This window comes from Arthrobacter sp. Br18, from assembly GCF_000520555.1.
Lineage (GTDB): Bacteria > Actinomycetota > Actinomycetes > Actinomycetales > Micrococcaceae > Arthrobacter_D.
The window spans coordinates 110,992-121,020 of record NZ_KI914877.1 but is presented as its reverse complement, the minus strand read 5'-3'; the positions used below and the strand labels follow the sequence as shown (position 1 = coordinate 121,020).

General features: G+C 64.0%; 8 protein-coding genes and 1 pseudogene. 2 read left to right on the top strand and 7 right to left on the bottom strand.

The window, feature by feature from the left end; all coding sequences use genetic code 11:
• On the bottom strand, positions 1-653 hold a 653-nt coding region (locus Y704_RS0113130), incomplete at its 3' end, for an IS630 family transposase (protein WP_035772763.1).
• Positions 654-704: 51 nt separating this feature from the next.
• Here Y704_RS0113130 and Y704_RS25330 point away from each other — a divergent pair.
• A pseudogene (locus Y704_RS25330) lies at positions 705-839 on the top strand (IS3 family transposase); the annotation flags it as partial.
• A 300-nt stretch (positions 840-1,139) separates the two neighbouring features.
• Here the strand turns inward: Y704_RS25330 and Y704_RS25325 are convergent.
• Together Y704_RS25325 and Y704_RS24075 are read right to left on the bottom strand one after the other, a co-directional pair.
• Positions 1,140-2,330 carry a hypothetical protein gene (locus tag Y704_RS25325; RefSeq protein WP_253904332.1) on the bottom strand — a complete coding sequence of 397 codons (1,191 nt, stop codon included), beginning with the start codon at positions 2,328-2,330 and terminating at the stop codon, positions 1,140-1,142.
• Positions 2,331-2,736: 406 nt separating this feature from the next.
• Positions 2,737-2,880, bottom strand: a complete 144-nt coding sequence (locus tag Y704_RS24075; protein WP_216698981.1) for an LPXTG cell wall anchor domain-containing protein — start codon at positions 2,878-2,880, stop codon at positions 2,737-2,739.
• A 1,141-nt stretch (positions 2,881-4,021) separates the two neighbouring features.
• On the opposite strand from Y704_RS24075, the gene Y704_RS0113115 reads away from it, so the two are divergent.
• Complete coding sequence (locus Y704_RS0113115) at positions 4,022-4,957, top strand: metallophosphoesterase family protein (RefSeq protein WP_253904331.1); 936 nt, start codon at positions 4,022-4,024, stop codon at positions 4,955-4,957.
• Between the two features lie 645 nt (positions 4,958-5,602).
• Here the strand turns inward: Y704_RS0113115 and pgl are convergent.
• The 4 genes from pgl to Y704_RS21210 form a co-directional block, all read right to left on the bottom strand.
• Positions 5,603-6,418, bottom strand: coding sequence for a 6-phosphogluconolactonase (gene pgl, locus Y704_RS0113110; RefSeq protein WP_026550455.1), 816 nt, complete (start codon positions 6,416-6,418; stop codon positions 5,603-5,605).
• Complete coding sequence (locus Y704_RS0113105) at positions 6,408-7,349, bottom strand: glucose-6-phosphate dehydrogenase assembly protein OpcA (protein WP_026550454.1); 942 nt, start codon at positions 7,347-7,349, stop codon at positions 6,408-6,410. The genes pgl and Y704_RS0113105 overlap by 11 nt, the downstream gene beginning before the upstream one ends.
• On the bottom strand, positions 7,346-8,896 hold the full coding sequence (gene zwf, locus Y704_RS0113100) for a glucose-6-phosphate dehydrogenase (protein ID WP_026550453.1): 1,551 nt from the start codon (positions 8,894-8,896) through the stop codon (positions 7,346-7,348). Before zwf ends, Y704_RS0113105 begins: the two co-directional genes overlap by 4 nt.
• A gap of 2 nt (positions 8,897-8,898) precedes the next feature.
• On the bottom strand, positions 8,899-10,029 hold a 1,131-nt coding region (locus Y704_RS21210), incomplete at its 5' end, for a glucose-6-phosphate isomerase (RefSeq protein WP_051477030.1).

Sequence of the window (10,029 nt, the reverse complement as noted above, 5' to 3'; positions counted from 1 at the left end):
AAGGCGGCGAACAAGGTCGTGACCCCGTTGCGCTTGTAGTCGTGAGTCATCGTTTCTGCCCGGCCCTTCTTCATCGGCAGCGACGGCTGCGTCCGGTCCAGTACCTGGATGGAGGATTTCTCATCCATACACAAAACGATCGCCTGCTCCGGCGGATTCATATACAACCCGACCACGTCGATGAGTTTCTCCTCGAACTGCGGATCGTTGGAGAGCTTGAACGTCTCGACCAAGTGGGGTTTGAGTCCCCGGGCGGCCCAGATCCGCTGCACCTGTGCCGGGGAGATCCCGCTGACCTCAGCCATCGTGCGCACCGACCAATGCGTGTGCCCCTCCGGTGTCGAATTCCTCGTCAGATCAACGATCTCATCGATCTTCGACTGCGGAATCGAGGGTTTCCGGCCCCGCCCGGAACGCACTTTACCCAGCTTCGCCAGACCTTCCTCAGCGAACCTTGCCCGCCAGGCAGCCGCCGTCCCCGGCGCCACCCCGACCGTCCGGGCAATCCACTCATTGGCCAACCCGTCACCGGCAAGCAGCAGCACCTGCGCCCGCTGCACCTCACGATGCGACGCCGTCCCGGACTTCGAAAGCACCTCCAACGCAGCACGCTGACCATCGGACATCACCAGAGCCGGAACAGGTTTCCTCATAAACCCAAGAATACCCATCAAACACTAACTATTTTGGAGACACACCACTAGCTTATCAAGTACTGCGAGGCCAACGGCGGCACGGAGACGGATCTGTCGGTGACCGAACGGGCCCGGCTGAAGGAGCGCGAGCGCGAAGTTCAAGAGCTGAAAGCCGAGACCGCGTTCTTGAAAGAAGCGACGGCTTGACTATCGCGCGGGAGCAGCGTACCATAATTCGTCGTCGTCGCCCCGCTGGACACATGGCTGTCGGCACTGGCCGGGATCGTGATGGTCTGCGACGTGCCGCTGGCCACGGGAGCCGTCGTGAAGGTCCAGGTCCTGTCCGACGCCAGATTTGCATCCGGGTTCGGGTTGCAGTCTTGTCCGTGCTGTTGTGAGTCACAGCGGCCGGTACCGCCGTCGCCCCCGCCGTCAATGTGAACGTGGTTGACGTAACCGTCGAGGCGTTCATTGCTTCCGAGAAGGTGCCCGTCACATTGGTTGTCACCGCCACACCGGTCGCGCCGGCGTCGTAGGCGTCACCGTCGGAGCCGTCGTACCGCCACCACCGCTACCGCCGCTGGAGTCGTAATAGTGCCAGTACCGGCTTGTGGCGTTGACATCGGCGAGCGTCAGCAGACCGCTGTTGGCCGTCCGTTGCGCCGCACTGTTGAGGTTCTGCTTTGTCGACGTCACGTTGTGCGCATACTGATCGGCGTCGACAACGTGAGCCGTCTTCGCGGTGGTGAAGCTGATGGCGTCCAGCGGTGTGGATTTTTCGTAGATCGCACCCCCCGCGCTGGTACAGGCACCAGCGTTCGTCGTGCCACTGGGCTTCGGGTAGGTGCCGAAGGTACGCAGCATTTGGGTGCTCTCATCGATCACGACGATCATCCGGTTCGGGCACTCCGAAACGGTCGCGATCGTGTGCGCCGACCACGTCGCGGTCGCGCTATCCAGTGCCAACAGCTGGATCAGCGGCTGGGACGCGGACGTGTACGACGTCTTGATAGCGGCGAAAACCCTTCCACTGGAGGAGCCCAGCCACTTCAGGTTCATGTGGTCGTCACTGCTGTTCTGCCCAAACACCGCCGCTACCGGAGTGGTCCAGTCGGTGTCGGATGCTCCATCGACGTGGTAGCTCCAATACCTGCCGTCGGTGGCATCGCCGACGTGCCGGCTCCACATCACACCCATTTTGTTCCCATCGAACGCGATCACCGCCGACGTGTCGTCCACGGACACGTTGCTCAACGACGCGGGGTGCGCGAACGGCTCCCCCCAATACCTGCCATCCGTGCCAGTGACGTTCAGGTAGATCTGGTTCCCCTGCTGCCACGTGGCCCACACCCGACCGGTCGAGTCCTTATCGATGGTCAGCGCTTCGACGCGCTCGTCGTTGATTCGAGTAGAACTGAGCAGCGTGTACGTCTTCGTACTCCAGTTGTAGCTGTAACGTCGCATCGTCGTCGGGAAGCCCGGTTCGGCCGGCAGATTGTCGTTGACGAATCGATAGCTCGCCACGTTCAACGTCGTCCCATCCCACAGCACGTCATGATGGGTGCTTGCCCGCGTCTCCGTCGCCACACCCGTATCGACCCACGAACTCGTCGCGGCATCGAACTTGAAGATATGAAAATCCGAGCTAACGGTATCCCACAGGTTCCCCCACCAGATCCCGTCGTTGAACCACAACGCACTCGTGGCCCGCTTTGTACCCGTCGGCGACGGCGTCCCCGCATGCGACGGGCCCTCAACTCCGACATCGCCCGGCTCTGGCGCGCTAGTCGCTGGTGGCGGTGTCACCGCTGGCGAGGCCAAGTCGGCCGATGTAGTTGAGGGGCCGGTTGCTGATGGCCGTGTTGCCGTTGGTGCAGCCGAAGTGCCAATGCCGGTGTTGGTGTCGGCTGGGGTTGAACAGCCGGTGAGGAGTACGAAAGCGGCCGCCGCAGACACCAGGTGTTTGCGGGGGCCGCTGGGTGAGCTGATCATGAGGTCATTCTCCATGGTCCGATCAGTTTGCACTGCTAGGTTCTGCCAGGACTGGACTCCTATTCCGTGCTGATATCCGTCGCAGGACGGATGGGTCGGCGCTGGTTGGTTATGCCTCGGCGTTGCTGCGGCGGACCATGTAGGTTCCGCCGACTGCTGCTGCCAGAACGAGGCCGCCACCGAGGGCGAAGACGCCGGTGTTGGAGCCGGTTTCGCGACGTAATGGTAGATCGCCATTGGGTTTCGCTCCCATGGCCGAGCGAGCGAGCGAATCATCAGCGATCCAGTTCCCGATTCGTCGACCAGGGCCAAGGCGCTGCCCTTTCAGAACTCCAACCCGCGGCCACCCTTTGGTTTGGCCCCTGGTTAGACAGTACGGGCGAGCCGATAACAACAGCATGAGTAGTATCTACCCGACTTCGCGGCCGTGCTACGCGATCCACCACCTAATCCACTCGTTCGAACACCCACAGCGACCGACAACAGTAAGCGCGCTGTGAGGGGAAGCAACGTCCTGACACCAATCAGGTGACGGTTTCAGCGAATCGTGAGGAGAGCATCTGACGACTGCACGAAAGAGATCACTGACGCCGCATCGTGACACACATGAAGAGAGGTAGTGAACCCAGGGGCTCACTACCTTGCGGGATCACGGTCGGCGGTCTCAGGCAGGGGCTGAGTGAGGCATCTCCGATTCCGGGCAGGCTTGTACCCGTCAGCATCACTTGCCGTCGTTCCGGACGATCGCTCACAATCCACCGTTTTCGGTCCAGCGGGCTTGATGCTGATGGAGGAACTCCGGTTTCTCTCCGAGGTGTTTAGTTTCCCTTCGCGCGCCGGCTGCTTGACACGCGAAGAAAATCCCACGTTCGTGCGCGAGGCTCGGCGGTGTATCCGGCTGAGTCCCGCGGATGAATCCGGGGGGATCATTTGGGTCTTCCCAGTGTGCGCTGCCCCTCCGTCGAGTGAACCCGGGCGTTACCATCAAGATTTGCCTCATACTGCAGTGTTCGATCATACGGACCGCTTCGCCGTTCCTCTCGGCATCAGCTTTGGTGGCTCCCCCACGGTGACAGCCGCACCACCGGTATTCGGTACCTGCGGTGACCACCCGTTTGTCCCCAATTTGCTACTCGAACCTCTCAAAACCGCTTTGATATTGTTGCCGCATTCTGGTCAGCAGCCCTACGGTTGAAGATCATCACAACGAATGTACGGAGCACCGGGGAGACCTTCAATAATCCTTCAATCGCGGATCAGTAGCGCAACCGCTGCTGAGCCAGTTCCGCACCACCAAAGGTTTGCCGCCCACCCTTCGAGGTGGACGGCAACCCTGTATCCATGGGGGTTATCGGATGCAGTCAGCACTTTCTCGTCCCAGATCCTTCCGGAGAGTGGCCGCAACCGTCGCAGCCCTCCTGGCGGTCTCCGTCACGGGTTGCGTCCTCCCTCCGGGTGATGTTCGGATTGCCGCTGTCGGTGACATGAACGGCGCCAGAACCGACGAGCCTGATAGCCCGTCCGGCCGGAACGGTGCCGCGATCACCCGGCTCGTGGAGAACGACGAGATTGACGCGTTCCTAGGGCTCGGGGACTTCCAGTACGACACCGCGTACTGCGCTGACTACGTGGACTACTGGAAACGGCTGTGGGGCGGCACGATGCCCAAGTTGTATTGGGTATCCGCGCCCAACCACGACTGGAGACCCGGCCACAACGAGGACCTCGACAACTTCATGAATGGCCAATGCCCGGGGTCTACGGCGAAGGCTGCCATCAACCAGCAGCGTGGGTTCATCGGCAACGGGAAACCGTACTCGAAGGATTTTGGGAACTGGCACTTCGCGTTCCTGTCGTCGGCGCACTGGCGGTACAACCCCGCAAAAGCCCGGGAGCTGACGACGTGGCTGGACAACGACCTCGCTGGTGCTCGGGCGGCGGGAAAGCACCTGGCAGTCGTCTACCACGAACCGTACTTCACATCGAACACCGACGGACACAAGCGGGCCGCTGACCACAAGCCATGGGTCAACGTGATGTGGAAGCACCGGGTCCGTCTGACCCTGTCGGGTTCACAACACAACTACGAACGGTCATGTCCGGTGAACAACGCCGATGAATGCGTCAGTGACGGAATGACCGCGTTCCAGGTTTCCACGGGAGGGATCGGTCTGCGCTCCTTCACCAGCCGTCCGTCGTACATCGAGGAGCGGTTCAGCGATACTCACGGGTTCCTTCGATTGACACTCCGGGACGACGGATCTTTCGACTGGAACTTCGTTCCGACGTCGGGGTCGAGCAGGGACACAGGCACACGTTCCGCACCGTGAGAAAAGACTGTCTCGCAACCGACCTCGCAGTTGCGTAACAGCGCTTTTCGTCAGGAGGCAGGGTAGCAAGACATGGAAGGAACAGTCGTGGTGGGGAAGGGGGAGTGCCTCTTGCTGGTGTGTCCTAACCCAAGGGCGGGTTCAGGCGGTCGTCGCAACAGTCGGTTTTGCTACTCGCTGTCATTTTCAACACACGTCTGCACAACAAGCCACGTGTTGAGCAGTGATTTCTCAGTACTCCTCTGCACTACTGTCGTTTTGCTTACTACTCCTCTGCGCGAAAAGAAAGGTAGCGGGTGGACGTGAAATCTGTACGTATTGGGAGGTCCGGCACGTCGACCATGTTGGAGGCCACCTGGGATCGCGCAAAAGGAACTTCTGGGGTGATCCCGCCGTTGGCAGCGCAGCCGACCGTCGGTGAAGCCGAGGTTAATGCGGCTGCACCGTCCCTCAGATCATTCCCATTCCTGCGATACGTGAGGGCTGTGCAGGCGAGCACTGAAATTTGTGCAGACGACTTCTGGAGATGACAGCATCGACATGCGATGTGAGTTTTCGTCAAGAATCCCGCCATCTTGACGAAAACTCACCGCAGTGGATCTATCCACTGCGGGCGGCGCCTTCCCGTGTGCGAAACGTCAGGATCTACTCACCGGTCGGCTCGTCCGAGTCATCCTCGTGATCGATGAGCCGGCCGGGCAGCTGCTCCGCGGCGTCCTGGTCAATCAGCCACAGGGTCTTCCGGAGGCCGCGCGGCCCTGCCGCAGGCACCTGGACGTGGCCGGCTCCGGCGAGGGCGAGGCCCACCGCACCTGCCTTGTCCTTGCCGCTGACGGCGAGCCACACTTCGCGCGCCGTATTGATCGCCTCGAGGGTCAGGGAGATCCGCTGGGGCGGGAACTTGGGCGCGTCGACCACGCCCACGACGGTTTGCCCCTTCGTTCGGATGCCCGCCATCTCGGGGAAGAGCGAGGCGATGTGGGCGTCCGGTCCGACACCGAGGAGCAGGACGTCGAAGCGGGGGAGACGGGAGTCGGGGGAGAGGTCTCCGCCCTCGGCGACCGCGGCTGCCTGCAACTCCGCGGAATAACCCACGGCGGCCGCGTCCTGGTCGGGAAACTCGTCCTTCGATCCGAACTCGTGGACCTTGACGGGGTCGACCTGGAGCCGGTCCAGGAGCGCGGCCCGGGCCTGTACGGCGTTCCGCTCCCCATCCTCGGCTCGGAGGAAGCGTTCGTCACCCCACCAGAAGTGCACGTTGGGCCAGTCCACGGCGGCGCTTGCCGGTGACTCGGCGACAGCCTGGAGCGCCGCCGTACCGATCGACCCGCCGGTCAGCACCACGGTGGCGGTGCCGCGCTCGGTCTGCACATCCACCAGCCGGGTGATAAGGCGGGCTGCAACGGCAGCCGCGAGGGACGCCGAATTGGGGTGGATGCTTACTTTCGGATCAGCGCTCACTGGTTCGTACACTCCTCAGGTTGGTTCGTGCCAGGCCTTCGGTAATAACCTCGCCGAAGACCTCGTCGGGGTCGAGGCGCCTCAGTTCCTCGGCGAGGCAGTCCTGCAGTCCGCGGCGCGGCAGGGAGATCCGCTGGACCGGCTGGTTCGGCTGGTAGAGCTCGGCGACGTCGCCATGGGGGCGGTGAAGTTCCACCTCTCCAGCTTTCCTCGAGAGCCGGACGCGGCGTAGACCGGTGCCCGCGGGGCCGGCCGCGATCGTGACGGGCGCGTTCAACGTCAGCGTCAGCCAGGCGGCCAGCAGCACCATGCTGGGCGAATCGGAGGCGCCCTCCACGGTGACAGCCGTCACCGGAGAGGCGTCGAGCTGGTCCAGCACTGCTGCAAGCTGGATGCGCCAGTTGGTCAGGCGCGTCCAGGCAAGATCGGTGTCGCCGGCCTCGTAGGTCCTGCTTATATTGAAGAGGGCTGCCGTCGGGTCCTGCTCATTCGCGGAGTCGGTGATCCTCCGGTGCGCGATGCTGCCGATCGAGGTCCGCGATGCAGCTTCCGGAACGCCATGGGGCCACCAGGCCACGATCGGGGCATCCGGCAGCAACAGGGCCGAGACGAGTGATTCGTTCTCGTTGGCGAGCTCACCGTGGCCGCGCAGCACGATCACTTCGGATGCCCCGGCGTCGCCGCCTACGCGGATCTGGCCGTCAAGGCGGGTGTCCTCATCGGCGGAGCCCTCGGCGAGCACAATGATCCGGCAGGGGTGCTCCCTGCTCGCCTCATTGGCGGCCTCGATGGCATCCTCCTCGTACCCCGAGCGCGTGATGACCACCAGGGTCAGGACGCGGCCGAGCGCGACGACGCCGCCCTTGTCGCGCAGCGTCATCAACTCCTTCGACACCTTCGACGTGGTGGTGCCCGGTAGATCGACAATCATGGCCTTCTCCAGGTTCGTCCGTCACGTGCGAGCAGGTCGTCGGCGGACGCCGGACCCCAGCTGCCCGGAACATAGGGCTCCGGTTGGCCGCCCAGCGATTCCCAGTGCTTCTCGAACGGGTCGAGGATGCGCCAGGACAACTCGACCTCCTCCTGCCGTGGAAACAGCGGGGGTTCGCCCAGGAGGACGTCGAGGATGAGCCGTTCGTAGGCCTCGGGGCTCGATTCTGTGAAGGAGTGCCCGTACCCGAAGTCCATGGTGACGTCCCGGACCTCGGTCTGGGTCCCCGGGACCTTCGAACCGAACCGGATGGTCACGCCTTCGTCGGGCTGCACCCGGATGACCACGGCGTTCTGCCCGAAGTCCTCCTCCGAATGGTCCCGGAACAGGAGGTTGGGCGCACGCTTGAACACCACGGCGATCTCCGTCACGCGTCGGCCCAGGCGCTTGCCCGCACGGAGGTAGAACGGTACGCCGCTCCATCTCCGGGTGTGGATGTCCAGCCGAAGGGCCGCGAAAGTCTCCGTGGCGGAGTGCTCCGGGATTCCGTCCTCGTCCAGGAACCCCCTGACCTGCTCGCCGCCCTGCCAGCCGGACGCGTACTGGCCACGCGCGGAACGCCCCGAAAGATCCTCCGGAAGGGTTACGGCTGCGAGGACCTTCTCCTTCTCAGTGCGGAGATCCTTCGCCGCGAAGGAAATCGGCTCCTCCATGGCGGTCAGGGCCAGCAGTTGCAGCAGGTGGTTCTGGATGACGTCGCGCGCCGCGCCGACGCCGTCGTAGTATCCGGCCCTGCCGCCGATCCCGATGTCCTCCGCCATCGTGATCTGGACGTGGTCGACGTAATTGGCGTTCCACAGCGGCTCGAACAGCTGGTTGGCGAAGCGCAGCGCCAGGATGTTCTGAACCGTTTCCTTGCCCAGGTAGTGGTCGATGCGGAACACGGCGTCAGGCGGGAACACCTGCTCGACGATCCGGTTGAGCTCCTGTGCCGATTCGAGATCGTGTCCGAAGGGCTTCTCGATCACCACGCGCCGCCACTGGCCCTCTTCCGGCTGCGCGAGGCCGTGCTCGGACAGCTTCTGACACACCACCTCGAAGGCGTTGGGCGGAATGGAGAGGTAGAACGCGTGGTTTCCCCTCGTACCGCGCGTCGCGTCGAGTTCCTCGATGCATCCGCGCAGTCGGCGAAAGGCGTCGTCGTCGTCGAAGTTCCCCTGCACAAAACGCACGCCCGCCGCAAGCTGCTCCCAGACTGCCTCGTTGAACGGCGTCCGGGCGTAGCTTGACACGGCACTTCTCACCTCGTCGGCGAACTGCTCGTCGCTCCAGTCGCGCCGGCCGAAACCCACCAGGGCAAAGCTGGGAGGAAGCAGTCCGCGGTTCGCGAGGTCGTAGATCGCCGGCATCAGTTTCTTGCGTGCAAGATCCCCCGTGACCCCGAACAGGACGAGCGAGGAGGGCCCGGCGATCCTGCTCAGACGTCGATCCCGCGGATCGCGGAGGGGATTCGTCTGCTTCCCGTTCGCTATCGCACCCAGCGGCATGGCTACCCGTTCCCGGAGGTGTCGGGACGGGAGGCGGCGTGCGCTGCGGTTCCGGCGAGGCTCTCGATCACGCTGGAGAGCTGCGCCAGCCCGGCGGTGCGGTCAGCCAGATGCAGGCGCAGGACGGGCCTGCCATGGTCAGCGAGGACCTGGGCATCACCGGCGGCCTGCGCTGAGATCAGCTGTCCGAAGGTGAAGGGCAGGCCGGGGATCCCGAGGTCCGACGACGCCGCCCCGGTGACCTGCAGGTACACGCCCGACGCCGGTCCGCCTTTGTGGAACTGCCCGGTCGAGTGGAGGAAACGCGGCGCCCAGCCGAACGTGACGGGCCTGCCCGTCGTCCTGGCCAGCGGAGCACGCACCCCTTCGAGGGAGGACTGCGCATGCCGGTCGAGATAGGCCTGGACCGACAGGTAACCGTCCGGACCGAGTGAGTCGAGGAGCGACTGCACTGCGTCGCCCACCGTGCTCGAATTCCCGAGCAGGGCGGAGTCCCCGCGGACCTCGATGGCGCCGTCCACGAAGTCGGCGGGAGTCGGCTCGGGCTGCGCATCGAGGAGGCCCCTGGCTGCGTTCTTCGCGGCTTCGACGTCGGGCTGGTCGAAGGGGTTGATCCCGAGCAGCCGACCGGCGACGGCGACGGCGTACTCCCACACGAAGAGCTGGCTGCCGAGCGTGCCGCTCACGACGGCACGCGTGCCGTCCACCTCGTCACCCGGGAGGGCATCGATCGCCGACAGGAGCACCGGGACCACGTCGTCGGGCAGATCCACGATTTCCGGCGCGTCGAGGGACGCGACGACGGGCAGCAGCCCCGTACCGAGCTTCCCGGTGGACTCGGCGATGAGCTGTTCCGCCCAGTCCCCGAACCCCGGCAGGCCGGATCCCGTGTCGGCGAAGACGATCTTGTCGCGCAGGGGAGTGGTGCCGCCGAGCACGGCACCGAGGCGCAGACCCACATTGTCGTCCCCGTCCTCGGACAGGAACTCCGAGATCTCCTCGGCGTCGTCGATCAGCGCCTCGATGTCGGCGCCGGCAAGGCCCGACGGCACCAGTCCGAAGGCCGTGAGGGCCGAATAGCGCCCGCCCACGTGGGGATTGGCGTTGAACACCTGCCGGTAGCCGGCGGCTCG

Excerpts from the sequence above, each read along its gene's own strand:
- zwf (WP_026550453.1), bottom strand. The coding sequence starts at position 8,896 with ATGCCGCTGGGTGCGATAGCGAACGGGAAGCAGACGAATCCCCTCCGC.
- Y704_RS0113105 (WP_026550454.1), bottom strand. The coding sequence starts at position 7,349 with ATGATTGTCGATCTACCGGGCACCACCACGTCGAAGGTGTCGAAGGAG.
- Y704_RS24075 (WP_216698981.1), bottom strand. The coding sequence starts at position 2,880 with ATGGGAGCGAAACCCAATGGCGATCTACCATTACGTCGCGAAACCGGC.